The sequence below is a fragment of the Polaribacter gochangensis genome, assembly GCF_046224025.1.
Taxonomy (GTDB): Bacteria; Bacteroidota; Bacteroidia; order Flavobacteriales; family Flavobacteriaceae; genus Polaribacter; species Polaribacter gochangensis.
In genome coordinates this window covers 791,665-817,205 of sequence record NZ_JBJXRF010000001.1, presented here as the reverse complement: position 1 = coordinate 817,205, position 25,541 = coordinate 791,665, and the positions used below count along the sequence as shown (strand labels likewise).

Here is a 25,541-nt window from a genome sequence, read left to right as displayed (position 1 = left end):
TTTAGTATCAGTTATTTAGTGTGTGTTTTGTGATAAAAAAAATCCGCAGCAAAAAGCGCGGATTTAATATTTATGATATTTCAATATCAAATTGTGTTAATTGCTTAAACGCTTCTAAGCGTTCTGTTACTTCTTCTTTTGTTAGTTCCTCCATTCGTTGTGTACCAAATTTTTCTACACAGAACGATGCCAAATTAGAACCGTAAATAATGGCATTTTTCATATTCTCAAAAGAAATGTCTTCTGTTTTTGCTAAAAATCCGCAAAAACCTCCAGCAAAGGTATCTCCTGCTCCTGTTGGATCAAAAACCTCTGCCAATGGCAAAGCTGGCGCAAAAAACATATTGCCTTCATTAAATAATAAAGCGCCGTGTTCTCCTTTTTTAATCACCACATATTTTGGTCCCATTTCATGGATTTTCTTCGCAGCATTTACCAACGAATATTCTCCACTTAACTGCCTTGCTTCTTCATCATTAATTGTAATTACATCAATTCTTTTTATTACTTCGTGTAAATCATTTAAAGCAATATCCATCCAAAAATTCATTGTATCTAACACTACCAATTTTGGTTTTACCGCCATTTGGTCTAAAACTGATGCCTGTGTTAAAGGATGTAAATTTCCTAACATTACTATTTCTGCATCTTTAAAGTTTTCTGGAACTACCGGAGAAAAATGTTCTAAAACATTTAACTCAGTAATCAACGTATCACGAGAATTCATATCGTTGTGATATTTTCCGCTCCAAAAAAAGGTCTTTCCTTCTTTTATAATTTCAATACCGTCTGTATTAATTCCTTTAGAGTTCATCATGTTTAAATACGCTTGTGGAAAATCTCCTCCAACAACAGAAACAACGCCTGTTTCTACTCCAAATTGACTTGCAGCCAATCCAACAAAAGTTCCTGAACCTCCCAAAATTTTATCTGTTTTTCCAAACGGTGTTTCAATCGCATCAAATGCAACAGTACCAACTGCTAATAATTTACTCATATCTTAATTTTAACTTTCTACAACAGAAAGATGTATTCTTAATTCTTGGTTTAATTTAACAATAAACCTTATTTATATTTAAACTAAATAGGCATAAATGCCTTTTTTATCGTAATTTTGCCCAATTAAATAATCAGTTATTAGACTGTGCAAAAATAAGTTTAAAAAATGACTATCAAAGAAATACAAGAAGAAATTATTGACGAGTTTTCGATGTTTGATGATTGGATGGAGCGCTATGAATACATTATCGATTTAGGTAAATCTTTGCCTTTAATAGATGCTGCTTACAAACTTGACGAAAATTTAATAAAAGGTTGTCAATCTAAAGTTTGGTTACATTCTGAAATACAAAACGAAAAACTTGTTTTTACTGCGGATAGCGATGCTATTTTAACCAAAGGGATTGTTGCTTTATTATTACGTGTTTTTTCTAATCAAAAAGCCGAAGAGATTTTAAATTCAGATACTCGTTTTATTGATGAAATCGGATTAAAAGAACATTTATCGCCAACCAGAGCAAACGGTTTGGTTTCTATGATAAAACAAATAAAAATGTACGCAATTGCGTTACAAGCTAAATAAAGAATACGACCATTTTATAAAAATAAAAAAACATGAACGACGTAGAATTAGAAGAAATTGGAGATAAAATTGTACGAGTTATCAAAACCATTTACGATCCTGAAATACCTGTTGATATTTACGAATTAGGATTGATTTATGATGTTTTTGTAAATGAAGACAACGACGCTAAAATATTAATGACGTTAACATCACCTAATTGTCCAGTTGCAGAATCATTACCAAAAGAAGTAGAAGATAAAGTAGCTTCTTTAAAAGAAATTAACAAAGCAGAAGTAGAAATTACTTTTGACCCAACATGGACACAAGAAATGATGAGCGAAGAAGCAAAGTTAGAGTTAGGAATGCTTTAATTTAGTTTTCAGTGAACAGTTATCGGTTATCAGTTGACAGTTAGTAGCTAGCAAACCTTTGAACCTTTGAACCTTTGAACCTTTGAACCTTTGAACCTTTGAATCTAAAAAAATGGCAGAAGAAATAATCAATAGAGTTGCAAATAGCAAATTAGTTACATTAGATCTTGAGGACTTTTATCCCGAAGGGGATCGAGTGGTTTTTGACATTAAAGATTGGCTCTTTGAAGAAATTATTTTGAAAGAGAAAGACTTTAGAGCTTTTGTAAACGAGCATCATTGGATTCAATATCAAGATAATTACGTTGCTTTAACGTGTTCTACTGACGCCATTATACCTTCTTGGGCATTTCTATTAATTGCTACAAAATTATCGCCATTTGCAAAAAAAGTTGTTGTTGGTTCTTTAGAAATTTTAGAAACTGTGCTATTTGAAGAAATAATCAATCAAATAAACCAAGAACCTTTTAAAGAGAAATCTATTATTATAAAAGGTTGTTCTAACAAACCAATTCCTGCTTCTGCATATACACTTTTAGTACAAAAATTGCAACCAATTGCAAAAACAATAATGTTTGGAGAAGCCTGTTCTACTGTTCCGCTTTACAAAGCCTTAAAATAATTTTTTTTGTTCTTCAATTCGTATTACTTTTGCAGATTAAAATTCTTTTAAGAACTGATGAAAAAGTGTCTTTTCGGTTGTCTTTTATTAATCTCTACACTTAGTTTTTCGCAAGAAAAAAAAGATAGTATTCCTCCTGCACCTCCAAAATGGAAAGTAACAGGATTGTTCACGTTCTTATTTAATCAATCTACTTTTACCAATTGGAAAGCTGGTGGAGATAACACAATTGCTGGAAACATTGGTGTTAATTATGACTTTAACTACAAAAATGGAAAATGGAACTGGGACAATAGGATTATTACTGTTTATGGTTTAAGTAATATACAAGATGCTGGCGTTCGTAAAACGAGTGATCGATTTGAATACAACTCGTTATTAGGTTTAAAATCTAATAATTATTGGTTTTTCTCTTTTTTCTTAAACTTTAAGACGCAATATAGTAGAGGGTTTGATTATAAAAAAACACCAAGACAGCCCATTTCTGATTTTTTCTCACCAGCATATTTGTCCTTCGGACCAGGGATGTTATGGAAAAGATCTGATAATATTACTGTAAATATTGCACCGGCAACTTCAAGATTTACTTTTGTAAGTGATGATTTTTCTGGTAAGTACGGTGTAGAAGCAGGAAAAAACGTAAAATTTGCTTTAGGTTTTAGTTTATCCGCTTACTTAAAATTTGAAGTGATGGAAAACATTACCATGCAAAATATTATTGCGTTGTATTCTAATTACTTGCAAAGAGCTCAGAATGTTGATTTAGATTATCAAGCAAAATTTTCTATAGATGTAAACAAATACATGACGGTTGATGTGCTTTTTCACACCCTAATTGATGACAACGCCTCAAGTAAAATTCAACTGAAAGAAATATTTGGTCTAGGGTTAAAGTATGTTTTTCATAAAAAATAAATTCTTTGTGACTTTACTTTGAGTTACAATCTTAAAATAAATTCAAAAAAAATGATTCAAAAAATTACGATAGCATTCTTATTAATTGCTGCAGTTCAAATTCAAGCGCAAGAAAAAACGGATTCATCAACGTCTAACTGGAAAAAATCAGGTAATATTTCTTTTTTAGTAAATCAATCTTCTTTTTCTAATTGGGTAGCTGGTGGAGACAATACCATTTCTGGAAATTTAGGAATCAATTATGATTTTAATTATTCAAAAGAAAACACCACATGGGACAACAAAATAATGGTGGCTTATGGATTAAATAATGTTAAAGGAAACGGAACAAGAAAAACAGATGACCGTTTTGAGTTTAACTCTTTATATGGTAAAAAATCTACAGGAAATTGGTCGTATTCTTTCTTTTTAAATTTTAAAACACAATTTACTAACGGGTATAATTACAAAACAACTCCAAAGGTAAAAACCTCAGCATTTTTAGCACCAGGATATTTAAGTTTTGGACCTGGAATGTTATGGAAAAAGTCAAATAACTTTAAAATAAATTTAGCACCATTAACTTCTAAAATTACCATGGTTTCTGATGAGTTTTCTGGTCTATACGGAACAGATTTAGGGAAAAACACGCGATACGAACTTGGTTTTAATGGTTCTTTAAACCATAAAACAACAGTTATGGAAAACATTACGATGGAAAACATCGTAAATGTATATGCTAACTATTTAGACAAGCCACAAAACATGGATTTAGATTATCAATTAAACTTTGTAATGCAAATCAATAAATATTTATCTACCAACTTAAATTTTCATGCAATTGTTGATGACAATGCAACAAGCAAAATGCAGTTTAAAGAAGTATTTGGGCTGGGAGTTAATTATATATTCTAACAAACAAAATTTCTATTTTAAGAGCTAGCTTTTTGCTGGCTCTTTGTATTTAACAACTGAACTCTTTTTGCGATGCATTTTTTAGTATATTTAACCAATCAAATAATAGTATGACTCTTTTAATTGTATTTGCTACACTTTCTATTTTCTTTTCTTTTTTCTGCTCTATTCTAGAAGCAGTCTTACTAAGTGTTACACCAACATTTATTAAAATTAAAAAAAGAGAAAAAAGATCTTATGCTACTCAGCTAGAACGTTTAAAAAACGATGTTGATAAACCGCTTATTGCAATTTTAACTTTAAACACAGTTGCACATACGGTTGGTGCTATTTTAGTTGGAGTACAAGCAGAAAAATTACCGTATAAAATTGAATTTTTAGGATTTAATATTGTGGGTATTGTTTCGGCAATTATGACTGTTTTAATATTAATTCTTTCTGAAATAATTCCGAAAACAATTGGTGCAACTCATTGGAGAAAACTAGCAAAATTTAGCACAACAACATTAACCGTTTTGCTTTTTATTTTTAAATGGACAGGTGTTTTATGGTTTTTACAATTGTTTACCAAACTTTTTGGAAAACCTGCACATGCATCCGTTTTAAGTAGAGAAGTGTTTTCGGCAATGACAGATATTGCGGAACAAGAAGGAGTTTTTGTAGCATCCGAAAGTAAAATAATTAAAAACTTACTCAACTTTAAATCGGTTTTGGTAAAAGATATTATGACACCAAGAACTGTTTTAAAATCTTCTGATGAAACACAAACCATACAAGAGTTTTTTGACGAGAATCCAAACCTACGTTTCTCTAGAGTTCCTTTATACGAAGGAAATTCTGATCATATCACTGGTTATTTTTTAAAGGATCAATTGTTAGAAGCAATTATAAAAGGGAATGGAAATCAACAGTTAAAAGACATTAGAAGAAACATTTTAGTCACACAAAGAGGCTTGCCAATTCCCGATTTATTTGGTCAACTTATAGAGCAAAGAGAACATATTGCTTTGGTTGTAGATGAATACGGTTCTGTAAGCGGATTGGTTACTCAAGAAGACATGATTGAAACCTTGCTTGGTTTAGAAATTATGGATGAAATGGACAATATTGAAAACCTACAAACTTTGGCTAGAAAAAGCTGGAAACGCAGAGCAAAACGCCTAGGAATTATTGATGATTTTGATTTTACTGATGATAAAGAGGAATAACTATTCTACCGTATATTCATCATATAAAAAGTTGTTGTACGGAAAACGTGCAATATGAATTTTCTTTACTTCTTCATACACCTTTTCTTTAAACTCTTCAATATTTTCTTTGTTGATGGCAGATAAAAATACAGCGGTGGTTTCAATATCATTCATCCACGTTTTTTGCCAATCTTCTAACGTATAATGTGCTTTGGTTTTTTCTGTAACCAAATCATCTTCATCGATGGTTTCGTGAGCATAGGCATCGATTTTATTAAAAACCATAAGTGTGGGTTTATCAGCACTTTTTATTTCGTCTAAAATGGTATTTACAGAGGCAATATGATCTTCGAAATTTGGATGAGAAATATCTACAACATGCAGTAATAAATCGGCTTCGCGAACTTCATCTAAAGTAGATTTAAAAGATTCTACCAATTGTGTTGGTAATTTTCTAATAAACCCAACAGTATCTGTCATTAAAAACGGAATGTTTTTTACAACCACTTTTCTAACGGTTGTATCTAAGGTTGCAAAGAGTTTATTTTCTGCAAAAACATCACTTTTGCTAATTACATTCATTAATGTTGATTTCCCAACATTGGTATACCCAACCAAAGCAACACGAACCATTTTTCCACGGTTTTTACGTTGCACAGCCATTTGTCTATCAATAGTTGCTAGTTTCTTTTTTAGAATGGTAATTTTATCACGAATGATACGTCTGTCTGTTTCAATTTCTGTTTCTCCAGGTCCACGCATTCCGATTCCACCTTTTTGTTTGTCAAGGTGTGTCCAAAGTCTTGTTAACCTTGGTAATAAATATTCACATTGTGCTAATTCAACTTGAGTTTTAGCGGAACTTGTTTGTGCTCTTTGCGCAAAAATATCTAAGATTAAATTGGTTCTGTCTAAGATTTTACAATCCAAAACTTTTTCGATATTTCTTATTTGTGCTGGCGATAATTCGTCATCAAAAATAGCGGTACCAATAGTGTGTGATTCTATATATGCAGCAACTTCCTCTAGTTTTCCTGCTCCAATAAATGTTTTTGGATGAGGTTTTTCTAATTTTTGTGTAAATCTTTTTACCGCAATTCCTCCTGCGGTTAACGTTAAAAACTCTAACTCATCTAAATATTCTTCAGACTGCGTTTCGTCTTGAAATTGTGTAATAACACCAATTAAAACAGCTTTTTCTGAAGTTACTTCTCTTTCGTCTATCATATACTGCAAAGGTACAAAGAATTAGAATTTTTTTTATAAAAAAAACCTCAATCTATTAGACTAAAGTTTCTAATTAATCAATTCAAATAATTTTTGTGTTTTCTCTTATAGTTTATGATTGGATAATTTTTATTGGCATTTTGTAAATTTTCATTTTACTTAATACAGTTGTTTTTACTTTTTTGTAGTTTAATTTTCTTTTGATGTAACTTTCTAAAAGTGAATTTTGCGACTCTACCGAAATAATTACTAACTCATTTTTACTGTTTAGTAAAATTGAAATTTCTGCTTTAGCAAATTTTGTAGTTAACGGGAACTTGTTGTTTCCTAATAATTTTACAATCTCTGTTCTTAATTGGTTTTTTGCGTCAGTGATTGGATTATCATTGTTTGCAAATAATACTGTTGTACTTAATGTAAGTCCTAAGAATAATACGATTACTTTTTTCATTTTTCTAATTTTTAAAAGTTGTTATAATTGTTTTGTTTAACACTGTAAAACTAATTCAACTCTAAAAAGTTTTTACTATTATTTGAATTAACAAAAAGTATTGTTTTGGTTATCTAAACAAAAAGAATAGAGAAATTAACATCAAGTTTATATAGATACTTTTTTTGTAAAAGCCAAAGAAGTTTATCGAATATTTAAAAAAAGATATTGGTAAGTATTAAAGTCAAAAAAAATTAAGTTTTTTAATACTATTCTTTAAAGAAGCAATGTTATTTTAATGTTTATAACGCTTAAATTAAAGCCGAATAAAAACTATTATCCTAAGAATCTTTATTTTTCATCAATTCTTTTAACTTTTCGTCGTTTAGTTGATATTTTTTGTATTTACCGTCTTTATATCTGTGATAAATAAAAATTGGCATCAACAAGAAAGAAAGGTAAAAAACCCCTAAACCCATTACAATTTCTGCCTTAGGGTGTTCTGTTTTTAATAAATAAATGCCTGTACACATCCAAAGGATAAAAATGATAAATAGTATTTTAAGAAGTGTTTTCATACGTTGAAAATATAGTTTATGCAAAGCTACAAAAAGCCCAAATTAACTTGTTACTTCAATCAGTTTATTTCTATAAACTGTTAGTAATTTTGATTTTGATATAAAACCATAATATTTTCCTTCTTTTATTACAGGTAAATTCCACGCGCCACTTTCTTTAAATTTTTTCATAATTGTGGTCATTTTATCTTCTTCTATTTCAATAATTGCTGGTGGTTTTTGCATGATTTCTTTTGCCAACATTTTATTGTATAAGGTTTGATCAAACATGATAGAACGAATGTCGTCTAACAAAATAATTCCTAATAATTCTCCGTGTTTTTTACCAACCACAGGGAAAATATTTCGATTCGATTTTACAACTGCTTCACGAACAATTTCCCCTAAATTCATATCAGGATTTATGCTTACAAAGTTGTTTTCTATCACCTTGCCCATATCCATAAGTGTTAATACTGCATGATCTTTATCATGCGTAATTAATTCGCCTTTTCTACCTAATTCCATTGCATAAACAGAATGTGGATGTGCGTATTTTGTAATAGAATACGAAATGGCAGCTGTTAGCATTAATGGAATAAACAATTCATATCCTCCGGTTACTTCTGCGATTAAAAATATTGCAGTTAATGGTGCGTGTAAAACTCCAGCCATAAGTCCGGCCATACCAACCAATGTAAAATTACTTTCAGAAACAGGATTGTTAAACAACCCAATATTGTTAATAATTTTAGCAATACAGTTTCCCATAATACTTCCCATAAATAACGTTGGGGCAAAAATACCACCAACACCACCAGCGCCAAATGTTAAAGCACTTGCTATAATTTTAAAGAAAACCAATCCTGCTAATAATGCAATAACTACCCAAACATTGCTAAGGTCTAAATTTAAAAAATTGTTCTGTAATGAAGCTTCTGGGTTTCCGGCAATTAAACTATTAATCGTATCAAATCCTTCTCCGTATAAAGGCGGAATAAAATACACCAAGATTCCTAATCCAATTCCGCCAATTAACAAGCGTTTTACAGGAGATCTAAATCGGTCGAAAAACTTTTGAACTCGGTCGTAAACTTCTGTAAAATAAATTGATGTTACGCCTGCAACAACTCCTAAAATAATATAAAAAGGAACATCTTTAATACTAAATGCGTCTTCAATCTTAAACGGCAATAAAACATCAGAACCAAAGAAAAAATACGACGTAATTATGGCAGATAAAGATGCTAATAATAATGGCAACATCGAAGCAATTGTTAAATCTAAACTAAAGACTTCAATCGCAAAAATAATCGCTGCAATTGGCGCTTTAAAAATCGATGACAATGCTCCGGCAGCAGCACAACCAATTAATAATGTTCTTGTGGTTTGATTTAAATGAAAAAAACGTGCTACGTTAGAACTAATTGCAGAGCCAGTTGCTACAGTTGGACCTTCTAAACCAACAGAACCTCCAAAACCAATAGTAATTGGCGCTGTTACTATAGAACCAATCATTTGATAGCGTTTCATGATTCCTTTTCGTTTCGAAATTGAATATAGCGTAGAAGGAATTCCGTGGCTTACTTTATGTCTAATCACATATTTTATTATTAAATAAACCAAAGCCAATCCGATAATTGGAAAAACAAAATAAAAAGCATGATGATAATATTGCACTAAATTTCCTTCTAACAAGTGCTGAAAAAAGTGTGTTAAATTCTTTAAGACAACTGCAGCAACACCAGATAAAAAACCAACAAGAATGCTTAATAAATACACAAACTGACGTTCAGAAATGTGTTTGTATCTCCAAATATGAATTTTAGTAAATATGGCTTTTGCTGTTGGCATTAATTAGATGATTTCAAAATATCAGTTCCTAAGTATTTATCTTCTTTATTCATAAACCAAGCTCTGTTTTTTGGCATTTTTATACCATTAATAGTTTCTTCTTCGGTTAACAAAATATATTCTCCATCGTTTTTTGACTCGTCATGAAAAAATTGATATACTTCCATCGCAAAGGTTATTGGATTGAAATAAAAATACCACGTCTCTTTTCCAACTTCCTTTTTATAAGTAACTTTTAAAACCAAATATTGGTTGCCTTTAAAGGTTTTCTTTATTACTTTTTGATGAATTATTGTTCCTTCGTCTTTTAATTTCATTGGCAAACCATACAAATACGTATAATAATTTTGATACATTCTTGCACGATCTTCACTCAATCTATTTTTCTTTAAAATTTCTTCTGCTGGATTTTTTTCTCCGTTAAAAACAATTTGAATATTCTCTTTTTCTAAAATATATTCAGAAGTATTTTTACCACTTTTTGCTTTTACGGAAAAGATTTGATTAGGCAAGTCAATATGTATTTCACTTTCTCTTTTGGGGCTGTTTGGCGTTTCCATTGTTACAAACAGTGTTCCTTTAAAAGTGTTCCAATTTCCGCTTGGATCGTGGTATTGAATTGCTTTTTCTAGCAATTGGTTTCCTGTGATTTCTTGACCAAAAGATTGTATTGAAAAGAATAATACAAATAAAATAAGTAGGTTTTTCATACTATTAAATGTACTAAAAAATCCCGCAATTGCGGGATTTGATTTTTTATGCTTTGATATCTAATTTCAAACTCAATTCCTTTAATTGATCATCATCTATAAATGCTGGTGCGTCAATCATGACATCGCGTCCTGAATTATTTTTCGGAAATGCAATAAAATCTCTGATGGTTTCTTGTCCGCCTAAAATAGCAACCAATCTATCCAAACCAAAAGCCAAACCTCCGTGTGGTGGCGCGCCATATTCAAATGCGTCCATTAAGAAACCAAATTGTGCTTTGGCATCTTCTTCTGAAAAACCAAGGTGTTTTAACATTGTTGCTTGCATTTGTTTATCGTGAATTCTGATGGAACCTCCACCGATTTCGTTTCCATTCAACACCAAATCGTATGCGTTTGCTTTTACAGCTCCAGGATCAGAATCTAACAATTCTAGTTGCCCAGGTTTTGGTGATGTAAACGGATGATGCATTGCATGATAATGTCCTGTTTCTTCATCCAATTCTAACAATGGGAAATCAATTACCCAAAGTGGTGCAAATACTTTTGGGTCTCTTAACCCTAAACGTTCAGCCATTTCCATACGTAAAGCACTTAACTGAGCTCTTACTTTGGTTGTATTTCCTGATAATACACAGATTAAATCTCCAGCTTTCGCTCCTGTTTTTTCTGCCCATTTTGCCAAGTCGTCTTGATCGTAAAATTTATCTACAGACGATTTGAATGTTCCGTCTTCATTAACTCGACAATAAATCATTCCTAAAGCACCAACTTGTGGTCTTCGAACCCAATCAATCAATTTATCTATTTCTTTTCTTGTGTAAGAATTTCCTCCTGGAACTGCGATTCCAACAACCAATTCTGCATCGTTAAACACTTTGAACTCTTTGTGTTGTGTAACCTCATTCAGTTCGCCAAACTCCATTCCAAAACGGATGTCTGGTTTATCATTTCCATACAAACGCATCGCATCATCGTACAACATTCTTGGAAATTTCTCCACTTCAACTCCGTTGATTTCTTTTAATAAATGACGTGTCAATCCTTCAAAAATAGTTAAGATATCTTCTTGCTCAACAAATGCCATTTCACAGTCAATTTGTGTAAATTCTGGTTGTCTGTCTGCACGTAAATCTTCGTCTCTAAAACATTTTACAATCTGAAAATATTTGTCCATTCCGCCAACCATTAATAGTTGTTTGAATGTTTGTGGAGATTGTGGCAATGCGTAAAACTGACCTTCGTTCATACGAGAAGGAACTACAAAATCTCTTGCTCCTTCTGGTGTAGATTTGATTAAATACGGAGTTTCAACTTCTATGAATTCTTGATCAGACAAATATTTACGAACTTCCATCGAAACTTTATGACGGAAAATTAAACTGTCTTTAACCGGATTTCTACGAATATCTAAATACCGATATTTCATTCTAATATCTTCTCCACCATCGGTTTCATCTTCAATTGTAAAAGGCGGAAGTTTCGATTTGTTCAAGATTTCTAACTTAGAAACCAACACTTCAATAGCACCAGTTTTCATTTTAGGATTCTTAGAACTTCTCTCAATAACTGTTCCTGTAACCTGAATTACAAATTCTCTTCCAAGCGTTTTTGCTTGCTCAATAATTGCTTTTGGCGTACGATCTTCATCAAAAATTAATTGTGTAATTCCGTATCTGTCACGTACATCTACCCAAATCATAAATCCTTTATCACGCGATTTTTGTACCCAACCCGCCAAGGTTACTTCTGTATTGATGTGCGATGCTCTTAACTCACCACAAGAATGACTTCTATACATGTTGTTTCTTTATATAAGCTGCAAATTTAATCAAATACTAAGAATATCTGCTATTGAGAATCTTCATTTCTACTTTATATCAAAAAAAACATCAAAATATTTTTTTAGTTAGGATTCCTTACTATATTTGCATCATTATTAACTTTAAATTTTTAAACACATGAAAAAATCAATTTTTTATCACGCAGGATGTCCAGTTTGTATCAGTGCAGAACACGATATTTTAAATCTTATTGGTGCATCTAATGTAGAAATTGTACATTTAGGAGAAGACAGAAGTCAATTAGACAATGCAGAAAATGCAGGTGTAAAATCTGTACCAGCATTGGTAACTCCAACAGGAAATGTATTACACCTAAATTTTGGAGCTTCTATGGCAGATGTTCGTGGATAATTTAAAAAGAAAACGATGAAAGTTTCAGTTTGGGATACCTATGTAAAAAGAGCAGATGACAACATCATGCATTTTGACATTCTTGTACAAAATACCGTTACAGATGAACAATTAATTTACAGTTTTGGAAAAAAGTATTTAGAAACAAAACCTTTTAAAACTGGCGGATTAAGTGCAAATGAATGTCAATTTTGTCATATGGAAGAAGCGCCAGAAATGGTTGCTCAAAAAATAGCTAAAGACGGATTTTACATTATTGAAATGGAAAATTGCAACTAATTTAATTAGGATTGCTAACTTTGCCTGTCAGACTAAAATTTTGACAGGCTTTTTTTATGATGAATACCAGTATTTTTAATCCAAAAAATCAAGAAGAAAATGTTGCCAACAAAGTTCTTGTTGGATTGCAACGAATTTCTGAAAGTTTTAAAGTATTGCTTTGGGAAAAAGCCAAAGAGTTAAATTTGAGTCCAATTCAGATTCAAATACTCATTTTTATTGAAAATCATAAAGCAGCATATTGCAACGTAAGTTATTTGTCAAAAGAGTTTAATGTAACCAAACCAACCATTAGCGATGCTGTAAAAACGCTCGACAAAAAAGGGCTGATTGTTAAAGATTTTTCTTCAAAAGACACTAGAAGTTATACTATACAATTATCAAATACTGGAAAAGCTGCTGTAAAGAAAACCGAAGATTTTTTAAATCCGCTTAAAGAGAAGTTGGTTGATATTGAGACAAATCATCTTGAAAATTTATTTACAACTTTAAGCGAATTGATTTATCAACTCAATCAAAAAAACATTTTAACGGTTCAAAGAACTTGTTATGCTTGTAAATTTTACTCAAAAAACAACGACAAACATCATTGTAGTTTGTTAGAAAAAGAAATCTTAAATTCTGATATCCGATTAGATTGTAATGAATTTGAATCTGTTTTGTAACACTTTCTTTTGTAAATTTGCTGTATGAGCGTAATAAATATCCAAGAAAAATTTAAGTTGTTTTCAGATCATTGGTCGCCAAAAAAAATTGGCGAATTAAACAATCAACAAATCTTATTAGCAAAATTAAAAGGCGAATTTGTGTTTCATAAACACGACGATGAAGATGAATTATTTATGGTGATTAAAGGTTCTTTAGATATTGAATTACGAGATAAAACAGTAACGCTAAACGAAGGCGAATTTTATATTGTTCCGAAAGGAGTAGCACACAAACCAATTGCAAAAGAAGAGGTTCATCTTTTATTATTTGAACCGTTAAGCACCAAACATACAGGCGATGTAATTGCAGATATTACTGTAGAAACGTATGAAGCTATTTAACCAATAAACAATGAACAATTATCAACAGTAGTACACAGACAATTGATAACTGATAACTGACAACTGATAACTGATAACTGACAACTGATAATTGTTTATTGATAACTGACAACTGAACAATGAGTAAATTATACTTAGTTCCAACGCCAATTGGCAATTTAGAAGACATGACTTTTAGAGCTGTAAGAGTTTTAAAAGAAGTGGATTTTATTTTAGCGGAAGATACGCGAACAAGCGGAAAATTATTGAAACATTTTGAGATTGGCACACAAATGCACAGTCATCATATGCACAACGAACACAAATCTATTGAAGGTGTGTTGAACAGAATTAGAAATGGAGAAACGTGTGCGTTGATTTCTGATGCTGGAACTCCGGCAATTTCTGATCCTGGTTTTTTGTTGACAAGAGCTTGTGTAGAACATAATATTGAAGTGGATTGTTTGCCAGGCGCAACGGCTTTTGTTCCGGCGTTGGTAAATTCTGGTTTGCCAAATGATAAGTTTGTTTTTGAAGGGTTTTTACCCGTAAAAAAAGGGAGACAAACGCGTTTGCAACTTTTAGCCGAAGAAAACAGAACGATGATTTTTTACGAATCACCACATAAATTGATAAAAACATTAGGAAATTTTGTGGAGTATTTTGGAGCAGACAGACAAGTTTCTGTTTCTAGAGAACTCACCAAACTATTTGAAGAAACCATCAGAGGAACAGCAGCTGAAGTTTTGGCACATTATACAAACAAACCACCGAAAGGAGAAATTGTGATTGTGGTTGAAGGGAAGAAATGATTAATGTAACAATTTGCTAATTTTAAAATGTAATAATGTCATTTCGAGCGAAACGAAGTGTAGTCGAGAAATCTCTTAACTAATTATTCTTTTTTACAGTAACACTTTATACTTACTTGGATTGATGTACTAAAATAATATTAGAACTAAAATGTTATTTCGAGATGAGCTTTTAAGCGATTGAGAAATCTACCTTTTTTATAGTTATATTTTTTATTATGAGATTCCTCAATCGTTCCTCTTTTCGGAATGACAGAACGGTGTCATTTCGAGCGAAACGGAGTGTAGCCGAGAAATCTTTATCTTTATAAGATGCAAAACCTCCTCACAGAAATAAAACAATGCACACTTTGCGAACCTCATTTAGAGTTGGGCGCAAATCCTGTGGTTTTTGCGCATCAAAATTCTAAAATTGTTATTATCGGGCAAGCACCCGGAATTAAAGTCCACAAATCTGGCATTCCGTGGGACGATGCAAGCGGAAAACAATTGCGAAAATGGCTCAATGTTTCTGATGAAGATTTTTACGATGTAGAAAAGTTTGCAATTATACCAATGGGATTTTGTTATCCCGGAAAAGGAACTTCTGGCGATAAACCGCCACGTAAAGAATGTGCTCCGTTGTGGCACAAACAATTATTTGATAATATGTCAAATGTTGAATTAGTTCTTTTAATCGGAATGTATGCGCAGCATTATTACTTAAAAGGCAAAGCAAAAAGAACACTAACAGAAACGGTTGAGTTTTATCCAGCATATTTACCAGAGTTTTTTGTATTACCACATCCATCGCCTAGAAATCGGTTTTGGCTGACTAAAAACCCGTGGTTTGAAAAAGAAGTTTTACCAACGTTAAAAGAAACCATTTCAAAAATAATTTCATAGAAAAATTGTAATATTACAATCCTAAAACAACCAATCATGTTAAAAAAATCTTTTATCCTCGCTTTTTGTGTGAGTTTATTTGTTGCTTGTCAACAAAATAATGAATTAAAACCATCAGAATATGCTGATGTTATCAACCAAGAAATGACTGGAAACTTAGCGTTTGAAACTGTTTCTTTCGTAGAAAAATTTTGGCGTGTTGTTGGGAATACAGGTTTTAATAAAAGCGTGTATAAAATTGCTGAACAACTAGAAAAAGATGGCTATGTTTTAGAAGAAAATGCCACAGATAAAGATGTGCTGACATACAGAATTGAAACGCGTCCATTAAAAAGACCAACGTGGGAATCTGTGGATGCAAACATCACAATTAATGAAGAAACAGTACCATTATTAGCACATACAACCAATAGAAATATGATTGCTTTAAATTCTTACAGTACACCAAAAGAAGGTGTAACTGCAGAAGTAATTTATATTAAAGATGTAAAGAAATTAAAAACTACCAATGTAAAAGGAAAAATTGTTTTTGCAGAAACAAGTCCGGGAAGAATTTTTAAAACTGTTCTTGATGGCGGTGCTGTTGGCGTAATGACCTATAGTAATCCAGATTATTTACAGCCAGAAAAAAATACAACATCTATTCAGTTTCGTTCAGTTCCTTTAGATTCAGTTCATAAATCTTGGGGAATTGCCATGTCTTACGCAGCAAAAGAACGTTTAAAAACCGCTTTATCAAAAGGAAAAGTTTCTTTAAACGTTAAGGTTCAAACAAAGATTTACAAATCAAAAGAATTAACCATTGTTGCTGATATTAAAGGAAGTGAGCAACCTAAAAAACGGTTGGTTTTTAGCGCACATATTCAAGAGCCTGGCGCAAACGATAATGCTTCTGGAGTTGGAGCTGCTTTAGAAATGGCTTCAGTTACTGCTAAGTTAGTGAAAGAAGGGAAAATAAATCCGAAGAGAACATTAACCTTTTTATGGGGAGATGAAATTGTTTCTACAGGAAGATATGTAAAAGAAGATAGCATTAGAGCAAAAGATATTGTTTGGGGAATTTCGCTAGACATGGTTGGAGAAGACACTGAGAAAACAGGCGGAACTTTCTTAATCGAAAAAATGCCAGATCCAAGTGCAATTTGGACACGTGGAAATGACAAACACTCAGAATGGGGCGGAAGAAAAATGAAGCTAGACCAAATGAAACCTCATTATTTAAATGATTTTGTCATTGAAAAATTTAAAGCGCAAGGAAAACGTACAAACTGGATTGTAAATACAAATCCGTACGAAGGAGGAAGTGATCACGTTCCATTTTTAAGAGGAAACATTCCAAGTGTGTTATTTTGGCATTTTACAGATCAATTTTATCATACAGATAATGACAGAATTGATAAAGTTTCTAAAACAACTTTGAAAAATGTTGGAACTGCAGCCTTAGTTTCTGCTTTTGAATTATTAAATGCCGATGTAAACACTGCAAAAAAAGTTTTGAAAAATATTGAAAACGCTGCAATTGCTCGTTTAAATGAAGAACTAAAACAAGGCAAATTAGCAATTGAAAAAGGAGATGAAACAAAGACTCAAATAGAAATAATTGCCGCTTGGGAAGATTGGTATGTAAAAGCTGCAGCAACAACTACCGATATGGTTTCTGATGTTTCAATAATTCAATCAGAAATAGAAAAAGTGCAATCTATTATAAAAGAAAAAGCAGCAAGTATCACTCAAGAATTGAGTAAATAAAGTAACGCAAAATGAACGATACAAGTCACCACGATGAGCGTATTGCAAAAATGTTATTTGGTTCTGTATATCCACATTATCTAACAAAGGTTGAGAAAAAAGGAAGAACAAAAGAAGAATTGCATCAAGTAATTGAGTGGCTAACTGGTTTTGATGAAAAAAAACTTACAGAGCTCATCGAAAACAAAGCAACTTTTGAAATCTTTTTTAAAGAAGCTACATTACACAAAAATGCACAACTTATTAAAGGTGTAATCTGTGGATATCGCGTTGAAGAAATTAAAAACACTCTAACACAACAAGTTCGTTATTTAGATAAGTTGGTAGATGAATTAGCAAAAGGTCGTAAAATGGAAAAAATATTGAGAGCTACTTAAATAAATAAACTTAAAAATTCTAAATAAAAAAACCTCATCAATTTGATGAGGTTATTTTTATAAACTATGTTTAAATGCTAATTAATCTAAACCTCCTTTTCTTTGAGGAGAACGTGGAGTTGGCCAAGTTCTAGCTTTTCCAGTTCTTGGATTGATTGGCATTACAATTTTCTCTCTAGAAGTTCTGTTAGGATCTTCACTTGCCATATATGTTAAAATAGCCGTTAAGATTGCATTATTTCTAACATCGTCAAAAACAACTTTATCATACGTGTCTCTATTTGTGTGCCAAGTATAGTTCCAGTAAGACCAGTTTAAAGCACTTAAATTAAATCCTGGCGCTCCTGCTGCTAAGAAAGATGCATGGTCTGTTCCTCCGCTACTTGGTGTTCCTGGGAAATTTGTTTCGATGTGCTTTGTAATATCTCTTGGTACAGCAGCTAACCATCTTCCAACATAATCGTAAGCGTGTACAAATCCAGAACCTGAAATGTTTACAACACGACCAGTTCCATTATCTTGATTAAATAAAGCTTGAATATTTTTAACAATTTCTGGATGATCTTCTACAAAAGCTCTAGAACCGTTTAAACCTTGCTCTTCACTTCCCCAATGACCAACTAAAATTGTTCTCTTTGGATTTGGATACATTTTCTTTAAAATACGCATTGCTTCCATCATTACTAAAGTTCCTGTACCGTTGTCTGTTGCTCCAGTTCCACCATCCCAAGAATCGAAATGTGCTGAAAGAATAACATATTCATTTGGGAATTCAGATCCTTTAATTTCTGCAATGGTGTTAAAATTATCTACTTTTCCTAATTCTTTAGATTTTGCAACAATATCTATTCTTGGTTTGCTACCATATTCTGCCAATCTGTATAACATTCCGTAATCTTCTAATTCCATATCAATTGTTGGAATTTTTTTAGTTCTTGCGCTAAAAATTTTGTTTACACCAAATCCTCTAGACCAGTTAGAAGCAACCAAACCTGCTGCACCAGCTTTTTCTAATTCAGCGATGATTGTTCTAGAATTAAATCCTGTATTTCTAATATTATCAGCCCAAGCTTTTGCAGCATCATTACGGTCTTTTTTCATTTTTTCAAATGATTCTTTCGTAGCAAACTCTTCCCAGTTATAATCTGGTCTTCCTGTTGGTTGTTTCATAGAAATCAACACAATTTTTCCTTTTATTGTTTTTAACCAACGTTGAAACGCTGCTTTGTCATAAATTGTAGGAATAATTACCACTTCTCCAGAAACTCCTTTGTTAGAAGTACTTGGATTCCATGCTAATTGTGTTGCTTTTAAACTTTGAACTCTTGGATAGGTCATATCTACATGGGTAATTCCGCGTTCCCATCCGCGCCATTCTCCCCATTTTTCATTTCTTGCAGAAATTCCCCAAGATTTGTATTTGGCAACAGCCCAGTCGTTGGCTTGTTTCATTTGTGGCGTACCAACTAATCTTGGTCCGATTACGTCTAATAGTTCGTGTCCTAAGCGCTCTAATTGTGAGTTGTTGTTTGCTTCATTAATAATGTTTTGAACAACAGGATCTTTACTTTGTGCAGTTACAGCAGTTGAAGCCATTAGAAACAACACAAAGATCTGTAGGATTTTTTTCATTGTATAAAATTTTAAAATTAAGTTGATTTTATTGATTGTAAATATAACAAAGTAGACTTCATCTAATTGTTAAAGTTTATGTTAAATATCCAACATTAACCTTAAAAACAATAAGGTTTTAATCAAAAAAAGCACATCTATTTACTGAAATAAATTCAAGATAAATGATGTGCAAAAACATGTTTTAAAAGAAGTTTATAGATGTTTACCTTTTTCCCATCCTGTTTTTCCTAAATATTTTTCGCCGCTTTCTACAGCGCCATCTTCAATGGATGTTCCCATAGAATCGTTCCAGCGGTTTAAATATCCGAAGAGCGAAATAACGCCTAACATTTCTACAATTTCACCTTCGTCCCAATACTTATACAATTCCATTTTAATATTCTCATCCACCGCATTTGGAACCATAGAAGCTGCTAACGAAAAATCCAATGCTGCACGTTCTGCATCAGAAAAAGCTTTATGCGTTTTATATTCCCAAATATTATCTAATTGCTCTTGTTCTGCTCCGTAACGTTCTGCGGCTCTAATGGCGTGTGCCTGACAATATCTACAACCTGTTGCATTACTAGAAACCCAGGCAATCATTCTTTTTAATGCTGATGTTACGCGCCCTTCGTTTGCCATCACCGCTTTGTTTAAATTGATAAATGCCTTTGAAATGGCTGGTCTTCGTTGCATAGTTAAAACCGAGTTTGGGCAAAAACCTAAGGTTTCATTAAAGAATTCTGCTAATTCTTGTGTTTCTAAATCGTGGTTTGCTGATAATGGTGTTACTAATGGCATATCTTTTCTGTTTTTATAACCTCAAATATATCTATTTTTATAACTTTAACTTTTAATTCATCAAACTTTCTATATGAAGCTTAAATTACATACTTACGACTTAGTCTTAAAGCACACTTTTACCATTTCTAGAGAATCTAGAAACACACAACCTACTTTAATTGTTGAGTTGATTGATGATGGTTTTCATGGTTTTGGAGAAACTTCTTCAAACACCTATTATAAAATTACCATGGAAAATTTGAATGATCAAATTACCGAAAACCAAGCTTTTATTGAATCATTGTCTGATGCAACTCCAGATGAATTTTGGACAAAACTACAGCCACTTTTTAAAAATAATATGTTTGCGCTTTGTGCTTTAGACATGGCTTTTAATGATTTATGCGCACGCAAAAAAGGTAAAAAACTATACGAAGTTTGGGGTTTACAAGCAGCTAATAACCCGATGACAGATTATACCATTGGAATTGATACTATTGAAACCATGGTTGCAAAAATGAAAGAATTGCCTTGGCCGATTTATAAAATAAAATTGGGAACAAAGAACGATATTGAAATTGTAACTGAGCTTAGAAAACACACAAATGCTATTTTTAGAATTGATGCCAATTGTGGTTGGACGGCTGATGAAGCCATCGAAAATTCTTTTAAATTAAAAGAATTAGGTGTTGAGTTTTTAGAACAACCTTTAAGAGCTGATGATATTGAAGGTCATAAAAAATTATATGAAAATTCTGCGTTGCCAATTATTGCCGACGAAAGTTGTATTATAGAAAGTGATGTTGAAAAATGTGCAGGTTTATTTCATGGGGTAAATGTAAAACTTACCAAATGTGGTGGTTTAACTCCAGGGAAAAGAATGTTAGAAAAAGCAAAAAGTTTAGGGTTAAAAACCATGGTGGGTTGTATGACAGAATCGAGCATCGGAATTTCTGCAATTGCGCATTTATTGCCTTTGTTAGATTATGTTGATATGGACGGAACCCTACTTTTAAAAGAAGACATTGCTACGGGAATTACCATTAAAGATGGTGTTATTTTATATGCTAATGAAAACGGAATTGGCGGAAACTTACTATAAGGATGCAATTACAAAAAGCACCAAATACAACGGCGGTAATTAATAACAAAGAGTTTTTGTTTTTTAGCGGAACTTCGTATTTAGGAATTCCGATGTTGCCCAATTTTCAAGAATTGGTTACACAAAGTGTTTTAAAATGGGGAACTTCATATGGCGCTTCTAGAAGCGCCAATTTAAAACTTGCAGTGTATCAAAAAAGCGAAGAATATATAAGTGCTTTTTTAAATACTGAAGATACAGTTACCGTTTCTTCAGGAACTTTAGCCGGACAATTTGCTTTGCGAAGTTTACAAAAAAAAGTAGATGGCTTTTTTTATATGCCAAAAACACATCCGGCAATTTTAACGGAAGATGCAAAACCTGTTTTTGAAAACTCTGAAGTCAATTCTGAATTAAAAAAGGCACAAAACAAATCTATTTGTATCATTGTTGATGCCATTGCCGCTTTAGAAACATCGCCTTTTTCGTTTGAGTTTTTAAACTTAATTTCTGAGACAAATACTGTGTATATTTTGTTAGACGAATCGCATAGTTTGGGGGTTTTAGGCACAAACGGAAATGGAATTTCATCTCAAATTAAGAAAGCAAAAAACAGAGAACTTATCGTAGTTGCTTCTTTAGGAAAAGCTTTTGGCGTAAATGGCGGAATAATTTCTGGAAGTAGAGAATTTATCAGTTTGATAAAGACCGATTCGTTATTTATTGGTTGCGCTGGTATGAGTCCGTCTTTTTTAGAAGCATTTGTAAACGCAAAAGAAATCTATCAACAACAATTAAAAAAATTACGAGAAAATTGCAGTTATGTGTATCAAAAATTAAACCATTTAAAAGTGGTTCGGATGTCAGAAAAGTATCCTGTTTTCTTTTTTGAACATGAAGAAATTGCTGCTAATTTATACAAAAACGATATTTTAATTACCAGTTTCTATTATCCATCATCCACCAAAAAAATTAATAGAATTGTATTGAATGCAAATCATACCAAAAAACAATTAGATTCTTTAATAGAATGCTTAACCCAATTCTAATTATAGTAAATTTGTAAAAAACTTATAAAAAATGGCAACAAATACAGTAACAACAACTTGGAAAAAAAACGGAATTTTAGAATCGGATAATCCGAGTGGAAGTAAACTAATAATGTACGATGCAAGTGAAGATCAAGGCGATTTAGTTGGTTTTGGACCAAAAGCATTAATGCTTTCTTCTTTGGCTGGTTGTTCTGGTTTAGATGTAGATTCGCTTTTGAAAAAAATGCGTGCAGAACCAGAAGAATTTAACATCATTGTTACAGCAGAATTAACAGAAGAACACCCAAAATTTTACCATAAAGTGCATGTTGCTTATCATTTTTACGGAACTGATTTAAAAGCAGATAAAATTACAAAGGCGGTAAATTTATCGGTAGATAGATATTGTGGTGTGATGGAAATGTTTAGACAATTTGCAAAAATAACAACAGAAATACAGTTGCATGAAAAATAATTAAAAAATAAATTCAATACTAAATTGCTATGCGTTGGACTTTAAAAACACCACCCGAAAAAGAAAAAATTACACACCTTGCTAACGAATTATCTATAGAAAAACCACTTGCAGAAATTTTATTGCAACGTGGAATTTCTACGTTTGATGAAGCTAAAAAATACTTTCGCCCATCGTTAGAAGATTTGCACGATCCGTTTTTGATGAAAGATATGGATGTTGCTGTACACCGAATTGAAACCGCTATTGCCAACAACGAAAATATTTTAATTTATGGCGATTATGATGTTGATGGAACTACTGCAGTTTCGTTGGTTTCGTCGTATTTAAAAACTTTTTATCCAAATATTTCAACCTATATTCCGGATAGATACGGCGAAGGTTACGGCGTTTCTTATCAAGGAATTGACTTTGCCGAAGACAACAATTTCTCTCTAATTATTGCCTTAGATTGTGGCATCAAAGCAATCGATAAAGTTGCTTATGCATCCCAAAAAAACATCGATTTTATTATTTGTGATCATCACAAACCAGGTGCCGAAATTCCGAAAGCTGTTGCGGTTTTAAATCCGAAGCAGATAGATTGTAAGTATCCGTATGACGAATTGTGTGGTTGTGGCGTTGGCTTTAAATTGGTGCAAGCGTTGGCATCCAAAAGAAAGCAAACCATTGATGATTTAACGCCGTATTTAGATTTGGTTGCTACGGCAATTGGCGCAGATATTGTTCCGATGACTGGCGAAAACAGAACTTTGGCGTATTTTGGTTTGCAGGTAATTAATTCAAATCCAAGAAACGGATTTAAAGCCATTATTCATCAACTTAAAAAGAAAGAATTAACCATTACCGATGTGGTTTTTATCATCGCTCCGCGGATAAATGCTGCCGGACGCATGAAACACGGAAATTATGCGGTTGAGTTATTGACGGAAATGGATTTTGAAACTGCAGTTGAATTTGCATCAGCCATCGAAAAAAACAATTCTGACAGAAAAGAACTCGATAAAAAAATTACGCAAGAAGCCTTGCAGCAAATTGCAGAAAATAAGGAAGAAAAAAACGTTACAACAGTTGTTTATAGTAAAGATTGGCATAAAGGAGTTATTGGTATTGTGGCTTCTAGATTGATAGAAACCCATTACAGACCTACGTTGGTTTTTACAAAAAGTGGCGAAAAATTAGCTGCTTCTGCACGCTCTGTAAAAGGATTTGACGTGTATAATGCATTAGAACAATGTGCGGAATTTATTGAGCAATTTGGCGGACATAAATATGCTGCAGGTTTGACTTTATTGCCAGAGAATTACGAGAATTTTAAACAAAAGTTTGAAGAGGTTGTGCAACAAACTATTTTACCAGAACAATTGATTCCTGAAATTGCCATTGATGCAGAAATTGAACTTTCTGACATTACTCCGAAATTTTTTAGAATACTACAACAAATGGCGCCTTTTGGTCCGCAAAATATGAAACCAACTTTTACAACTGCTGCGGTTAGAGATAACGGATTTGGCAAACAAGTTGGCGAAGATAAAAGTCATTTACGCCTTAATTTAATTTATGGATCTGATAATAAAACTTATACTGCAATTGGTTTTGGATTGGGTGATAAGTTACCGCTTATAAAAAACGATTTTGATATTGTGTACACCATCGACGAAAATACGTGGAATGGTTTTACAAGTATTCAGTTGCTGTTAAAAGACATTAAATAAATTTTTCTTAATTTTGGGTAATTGCTAAAGAAAATGAAAAATTTACCAACCATTTTTCTTGAACAGAAAGTTCATAGAAAAGAGCATCAATTGCTTATAAAATTTAAGTATCATCAGAAATTAATTGACTTAATTAAGACTGTTGATGGTGTGCGATGGAGCACTTCTTTAAAATCTTGGTATTTAAAAAATACCGATAAAAATTTACTTTTAATTACAAGTCTTTTTAAAGGAATTACAACTGTAAACACCAGTAATATTTCAAGGAAAAAGGTCTTTAGACGCAACTTAACTGAAGCTCAAAAAACGTTATTAAACAATTTTTATCTGTATTTAAAAGGGAAAAGATACAGTCAAAGCACCATAAATACCTACACTTTTTTTATTGCTGATTTTATTAATTTTCACACAAAAATACCTTTAGTAGATCTAACAAATAGAAATGTAGAAGAATTTATAGAAACGGTATTTATGGAAAGAAATTATTCTGTAAGTTCTCAACGACAATTTATAAGTGCTTTAAAGATTTTTATTGTTTTTTACCCTGAGACAAAAATTAACGACTTGCAATTAGAAAGACCTAAAAAGTCTAGAATTTTACCTACCGTTTTATCACAAGAAGAAGTGATACGTCTTTTACAAAACACCAAGAACTTAAAACACAGGGCTGCATTGGCTTTTATTTATTCTTCTGGATTTAGAATTGGTGAGTTGATAAATTTAGAACTCCGTTGTATAGACATGGACAGAAATCAAATTTTAATAGAAAACGGAAAAGGGAGAAAAGATCGATATGTACCATTGGCAAAAAGTTTTAAACCGTTGTTGGTCAATTATATTACAACGTATCAGCCAAAGCGTTTTTTTATTGAAGGAAAGCCGTATGAGAAATATTCTGCTGGAAGTATTAGGGCTTTTTTAAGAACATCTTGTAGGCTTGCAAACATACACAAGCGTGTTACACCACATTGTTTACGTCATAGTTTTGCTACACATTTATTAGAAAATGGTATTGATTTGAGGTTGATTCAAGAATTATTGGGTCATGCAAAACCAGAAACAACGATGATTTACACCCATGTTTCACAGAAGAGTTTATTACAAATTAGCAGTCCGTTAGATATCGCTGTAAAAAACTACACCAATAGTACAAAAAAGTTAGAACAGTAGAAAAAAAGGG

28 protein-coding genes are annotated in these 25,541 nt (G+C 32.2%); 19 read left to right on the top strand and 9 right to left on the bottom strand.

All coding sequences use genetic code 11. The features are described from left to right. Positions 1–70: 70 nt before the first annotated feature. Entirely contained in the window at positions 71–997 is a 927-nt protein-coding gene (locus tag ACEWL1_RS03785) for a PfkB family carbohydrate kinase (RefSeq protein ID WP_409231949.1), read from the bottom strand. Between the two features lie 168 nt (positions 998–1,165). Between ACEWL1_RS03785 and ACEWL1_RS03780 the strand changes: the two genes are divergently transcribed. The 6 genes from ACEWL1_RS03780 to ACEWL1_RS03755 all read left to right on the top strand — a co-directional run bounded on the left by ACEWL1_RS03780 (position 1,166) and on the right by ACEWL1_RS03755 (position 5,574). Further along, on the top strand, positions 1,166–1,582 hold the full coding sequence (locus ACEWL1_RS03780) for a SufE family protein (protein WP_409231948.1): 417 nt from the start codon (positions 1,166–1,168) through the stop codon (positions 1,580–1,582). Between the two features lie 32 nt (positions 1,583–1,614). Continuing rightward, positions 1,615–1,935, top strand: coding sequence for a DUF59 domain-containing protein (locus tag ACEWL1_RS03775; protein WP_409231947.1), 321 nt, complete (start codon positions 1,615–1,617; stop codon positions 1,933–1,935). Positions 1,936–2,047: 112 nt separating this feature from the next. After that, the gene (locus ACEWL1_RS03770) at positions 2,048–2,557 is read left to right on the top strand and encodes a DUF2480 family protein (protein ID WP_409231946.1); all 510 of its coding nucleotides are present in this window, start codon (positions 2,048–2,050) and stop codon (positions 2,555–2,557) included. 57 nt (positions 2,558–2,614) lie between these two features. Next, on the top strand, positions 2,615–3,472 hold the full coding sequence (locus ACEWL1_RS03765; protein ID WP_409231945.1) for a DUF3078 domain-containing protein: 858 nt from the start codon (positions 2,615–2,617) through the stop codon (positions 3,470–3,472). Between the two features lie 54 nt (positions 3,473–3,526). Then, a complete protein-coding gene (locus tag ACEWL1_RS03760) occupies positions 3,527–4,366 on the top strand; it encodes a DUF3078 domain-containing protein (protein WP_409232260.1) in 840 nt (279 codons plus the stop codon). 110 nt (positions 4,367–4,476) lie between these two features. Further along, positions 4,477–5,574: a CNNM domain-containing protein gene (locus tag ACEWL1_RS03755; protein WP_409231944.1), complete on the top strand. Its 1,098-nt coding sequence runs from the start codon at positions 4,477–4,479 to the stop codon at positions 5,572–5,574. Here ACEWL1_RS03755 and hflX read toward each other — a convergent pair whose 3' ends face one another. From hflX to aspS, 6 genes are all read right to left on the bottom strand, one after another. Further along, the gene (gene hflX / locus ACEWL1_RS03750) at positions 5,575–6,783 is read right to left on the bottom strand and encodes a GTPase HflX (RefSeq protein ID WP_409231943.1); all 1,209 of its coding nucleotides are present in this window, start codon (positions 6,781–6,783) and stop codon (positions 5,575–5,577) included. 112 nt (positions 6,784–6,895) lie between these two features. Next, positions 6,896–7,234: a hypothetical protein gene (locus ACEWL1_RS03745; RefSeq protein WP_409231942.1), complete on the bottom strand. Its 339-nt coding sequence runs from the start codon at positions 7,232–7,234 to the stop codon at positions 6,896–6,898. A 320-nt stretch (positions 7,235–7,554) separates the two neighbouring features. Further along, positions 7,555–7,791, bottom strand: coding sequence for a hypothetical protein (locus ACEWL1_RS03740; protein WP_409231941.1), 237 nt, complete (start codon positions 7,789–7,791; stop codon positions 7,555–7,557). Between the two features lie 42 nt (positions 7,792–7,833). Then, entirely contained in the window at positions 7,834–9,624 is a 1,791-nt protein-coding gene (locus ACEWL1_RS03735) for a chloride channel protein (protein ID WP_409231940.1), read from the bottom strand. After that, positions 9,624–10,334 (bottom strand): DUF6503 family protein, encoded by a 711-nt coding sequence (locus ACEWL1_RS03730; RefSeq protein ID WP_409231939.1) that lies wholly within the window; start codon positions 10,332–10,334, stop codon positions 9,624–9,626. Before ACEWL1_RS03730 ends, ACEWL1_RS03735 begins: the two co-directional genes overlap by 1 nt. Before the next feature lie 46 nt (positions 10,335–10,380). Next, positions 10,381–12,135, bottom strand: a complete 1,755-nt coding sequence (gene aspS, locus ACEWL1_RS03725; RefSeq protein WP_409231938.1) for an aspartate--tRNA ligase — start codon at positions 12,133–12,135, stop codon at positions 10,381–10,383. Between the two features lie 160 nt (positions 12,136–12,295). Here aspS and ACEWL1_RS03720 point away from each other — a divergent pair, with 160 nt between their 5' ends. The 8 genes from ACEWL1_RS03720 (at position 12,296) to ACEWL1_RS03685 (ending at position 17,659) form a co-directional block, all read left to right on the top strand. Next, positions 12,296–12,529, top strand: a complete 234-nt coding sequence (locus ACEWL1_RS03720) for a thioredoxin family protein (RefSeq protein WP_409231937.1) — start codon at positions 12,296–12,298, stop codon at positions 12,527–12,529. Positions 12,530–12,544: 15 nt separating this feature from the next. Next, entirely contained in the window at positions 12,545–12,808 is a 264-nt protein-coding gene (locus ACEWL1_RS03715) for a DUF2024 family protein (RefSeq protein ID WP_409231936.1), read from the top strand. Between the two features lie 56 nt (positions 12,809–12,864). Then, positions 12,865–13,473 (top strand): MarR family winged helix-turn-helix transcriptional regulator, encoded by a 609-nt coding sequence (locus ACEWL1_RS03710; protein ID WP_409231935.1) that lies wholly within the window; start codon positions 12,865–12,867, stop codon positions 13,471–13,473. A gap of 24 nt (positions 13,474–13,497) precedes the next feature. Further along, positions 13,498–13,857, top strand: a complete 360-nt coding sequence (locus ACEWL1_RS03705; protein ID WP_409231934.1) for a cupin domain-containing protein — start codon at positions 13,498–13,500, stop codon at positions 13,855–13,857. A gap of 119 nt (positions 13,858–13,976) precedes the next feature. Further along, the gene (gene rsmI, locus ACEWL1_RS03700; protein WP_409231933.1) at positions 13,977–14,648 is read left to right on the top strand and encodes a 16S rRNA (cytidine(1402)-2'-O)-methyltransferase; all 672 of its coding nucleotides are present in this window, start codon (positions 13,977–13,979) and stop codon (positions 14,646–14,648) included. A 312-nt stretch (positions 14,649–14,960) separates the two neighbouring features. Continuing rightward, positions 14,961–15,533, top strand: a complete 573-nt coding sequence (locus ACEWL1_RS03695; RefSeq protein ID WP_409231932.1) for a uracil-DNA glycosylase family protein — start codon at positions 14,961–14,963, stop codon at positions 15,531–15,533. Between the two features lie 36 nt (positions 15,534–15,569). Then, entirely contained in the window at positions 15,570–17,282 is a 1,713-nt protein-coding gene (locus ACEWL1_RS03690) for a M28 family peptidase (RefSeq protein ID WP_409231931.1), read from the top strand. Positions 17,283–17,293: 11 nt separating this feature from the next. Further along, positions 17,294–17,659 (top strand): DUF2200 domain-containing protein, encoded by a 366-nt coding sequence (locus ACEWL1_RS03685; protein WP_409231930.1) that lies wholly within the window; start codon positions 17,294–17,296, stop codon positions 17,657–17,659. Between the two features lie 81 nt (positions 17,660–17,740). Here the strand turns inward: ACEWL1_RS03685 and ACEWL1_RS03680 are convergent, their stop codons facing one another. Continuing rightward, positions 17,741–19,291, bottom strand: a complete 1,551-nt coding sequence (locus ACEWL1_RS03680) for a M20/M25/M40 family metallo-hydrolase (protein ID WP_409231929.1) — start codon at positions 19,289–19,291, stop codon at positions 17,741–17,743. A gap of 195 nt (positions 19,292–19,486) precedes the next feature. Continuing rightward, positions 19,487–20,077 (bottom strand): carboxymuconolactone decarboxylase family protein, encoded by a 591-nt coding sequence (locus ACEWL1_RS03675; protein ID WP_409231928.1) that lies wholly within the window; start codon positions 20,075–20,077, stop codon positions 19,487–19,489. A gap of 73 nt (positions 20,078–20,150) precedes the next feature. Here ACEWL1_RS03675 and ACEWL1_RS03670 point away from each other — a divergent pair, with 73 nt between their 5' ends. Genes ACEWL1_RS03670 through ACEWL1_RS03650 form a run of 5 tightly spaced genes read left to right on the top strand, consistent with a single transcriptional unit; the run spans position 20,151 to position 25,531 of the window. Next, positions 20,151–21,161, top strand: a complete 1,011-nt coding sequence (locus ACEWL1_RS03670; RefSeq protein WP_409231927.1) for a dipeptide epimerase — start codon at positions 20,151–20,153, stop codon at positions 21,159–21,161. 2 nt (positions 21,162–21,163) lie between these two features. Continuing rightward, positions 21,164–22,189, top strand: coding sequence for an aminotransferase class I/II-fold pyridoxal phosphate-dependent enzyme (locus tag ACEWL1_RS03665; protein ID WP_409231926.1), 1,026 nt, complete (start codon positions 21,164–21,166; stop codon positions 22,187–22,189). Between the two features lie 31 nt (positions 22,190–22,220). Continuing rightward, positions 22,221–22,646, top strand: a complete 426-nt coding sequence (locus tag ACEWL1_RS03660) for an OsmC family protein (RefSeq protein ID WP_409231925.1) — start codon at positions 22,221–22,223, stop codon at positions 22,644–22,646. A gap of 29 nt (positions 22,647–22,675) precedes the next feature. After that, positions 22,676–24,361, top strand: a complete 1,686-nt coding sequence (gene recJ / locus ACEWL1_RS03655; protein WP_409231924.1) for a single-stranded-DNA-specific exonuclease RecJ — start codon at positions 22,676–22,678, stop codon at positions 24,359–24,361. Positions 24,362–24,394: 33 nt separating this feature from the next. Continuing rightward, positions 24,395–25,531 carry a tyrosine-type recombinase/integrase gene (locus ACEWL1_RS03650; protein ID WP_409231923.1) on the top strand — a complete coding sequence of 379 codons (1,137 nt, stop codon included), beginning with the start codon at positions 24,395–24,397 and terminating at the stop codon, positions 25,529–25,531. The last annotated feature ends 10 nt before the right edge of the window (positions 25,532–25,541 follow it).

Excerpts from the sequence above, each read along its gene's own strand:
- rsmI (WP_409231933.1), top strand. The coding sequence starts at position 13,977 with ATGAGTAAATTATACTTAGTTCCAACGCCAATTGGCAATTTAGAAGAC.
- ACEWL1_RS03720 (WP_409231937.1), top strand. The coding sequence starts at position 12,296 with ATGAAAAAATCAATTTTTTATCACGCAGGATGTCCAGTTTGTATCAGT.
- ACEWL1_RS03755 (WP_409231944.1), top strand. The coding sequence starts at position 4,477 with ATGACTCTTTTAATTGTATTTGCTACACTTTCTATTTTCTTTTCTTTT.
- ACEWL1_RS03765 (WP_409231945.1), top strand. The coding sequence starts at position 2,615 with ATGAAAAAGTGTCTTTTCGGTTGTCTTTTATTAATCTCTACACTTAGT.
- ACEWL1_RS03770 (WP_409231946.1), top strand. The coding sequence starts at position 2,048 with ATGGCAGAAGAAATAATCAATAGAGTTGCAAATAGCAAATTAGTTACA.
- aspS (WP_409231938.1), bottom strand. The coding sequence starts at position 12,135 with ATGTATAGAAGTCATTCTTGTGGTGAGTTAAGAGCATCGCACATCAAT.
- recJ (WP_409231924.1), top strand. The coding sequence starts at position 22,676 with ATGCGTTGGACTTTAAAAACACCACCCGAAAAAGAAAAAATTACACAC.
- ACEWL1_RS03660 (WP_409231925.1), top strand. The coding sequence starts at position 22,221 with ATGGCAACAAATACAGTAACAACAACTTGGAAAAAAAACGGAATTTTA.
- ACEWL1_RS03745 (WP_409231942.1), bottom strand. The coding sequence starts at position 7,234 with ATGAAAAAAGTAATCGTATTATTCTTAGGACTTACATTAAGTACAACA.
- ACEWL1_RS03785 (WP_409231949.1), bottom strand. The coding sequence starts at position 997 with ATGAGTAAATTATTAGCAGTTGGTACTGTTGCATTTGATGCGATTGAA.
- ACEWL1_RS03670 (WP_409231927.1), top strand. The coding sequence starts at position 20,151 with ATGAAGCTTAAATTACATACTTACGACTTAGTCTTAAAGCACACTTTT.
- ACEWL1_RS03735 (WP_409231940.1), bottom strand. The coding sequence starts at position 9,624 with ATGCCAACAGCAAAAGCCATATTTACTAAAATTCATATTTGGAGATAC.
- ACEWL1_RS03675 (WP_409231928.1), bottom strand. The coding sequence starts at position 20,077 with ATGCCATTAGTAACACCATTATCAGCAAACCACGATTTAGAAACACAA.
- ACEWL1_RS03705 (WP_409231934.1), top strand. The coding sequence starts at position 13,498 with ATGAGCGTAATAAATATCCAAGAAAAATTTAAGTTGTTTTCAGATCAT.
- ACEWL1_RS03740 (WP_409231941.1), bottom strand. The coding sequence starts at position 7,791 with ATGAAAACACTTCTTAAAATACTATTTATCATTTTTATCCTTTGGATG.
- ACEWL1_RS03710 (WP_409231935.1), top strand. The coding sequence starts at position 12,865 with ATGATGAATACCAGTATTTTTAATCCAAAAAATCAAGAAGAAAATGTT.
- ACEWL1_RS03680 (WP_409231929.1), bottom strand. The coding sequence starts at position 19,291 with ATGAAAAAAATCCTACAGATCTTTGTGTTGTTTCTAATGGCTTCAACT.
- ACEWL1_RS03650 (WP_409231923.1), top strand. The coding sequence starts at position 24,395 with ATGAAAAATTTACCAACCATTTTTCTTGAACAGAAAGTTCATAGAAAA.
- ACEWL1_RS03690 (WP_409231931.1), top strand. The coding sequence starts at position 15,570 with ATGTTAAAAAAATCTTTTATCCTCGCTTTTTGTGTGAGTTTATTTGTT.
- ACEWL1_RS03665 (WP_409231926.1), top strand. The coding sequence starts at position 21,164 with ATGCAATTACAAAAAGCACCAAATACAACGGCGGTAATTAATAACAAA.
- ACEWL1_RS03780 (WP_409231948.1), top strand. The coding sequence starts at position 1,166 with ATGACTATCAAAGAAATACAAGAAGAAATTATTGACGAGTTTTCGATG.
- ACEWL1_RS03775 (WP_409231947.1), top strand. The coding sequence starts at position 1,615 with ATGAACGACGTAGAATTAGAAGAAATTGGAGATAAAATTGTACGAGTT.
- ACEWL1_RS03695 (WP_409231932.1), top strand. The coding sequence starts at position 14,961 with ATGCAAAACCTCCTCACAGAAATAAAACAATGCACACTTTGCGAACCT.
- ACEWL1_RS03730 (WP_409231939.1), bottom strand. The coding sequence starts at position 10,334 with ATGAAAAACCTACTTATTTTATTTGTATTATTCTTTTCAATACAATCT.
- hflX (WP_409231943.1), bottom strand. The coding sequence starts at position 6,783 with ATGATAGACGAAAGAGAAGTAACTTCAGAAAAAGCTGTTTTAATTGGT.
- ACEWL1_RS03685 (WP_409231930.1), top strand. The coding sequence starts at position 17,294 with ATGAACGATACAAGTCACCACGATGAGCGTATTGCAAAAATGTTATTT.
- ACEWL1_RS03715 (WP_409231936.1), top strand. The coding sequence starts at position 12,545 with ATGAAAGTTTCAGTTTGGGATACCTATGTAAAAAGAGCAGATGACAAC.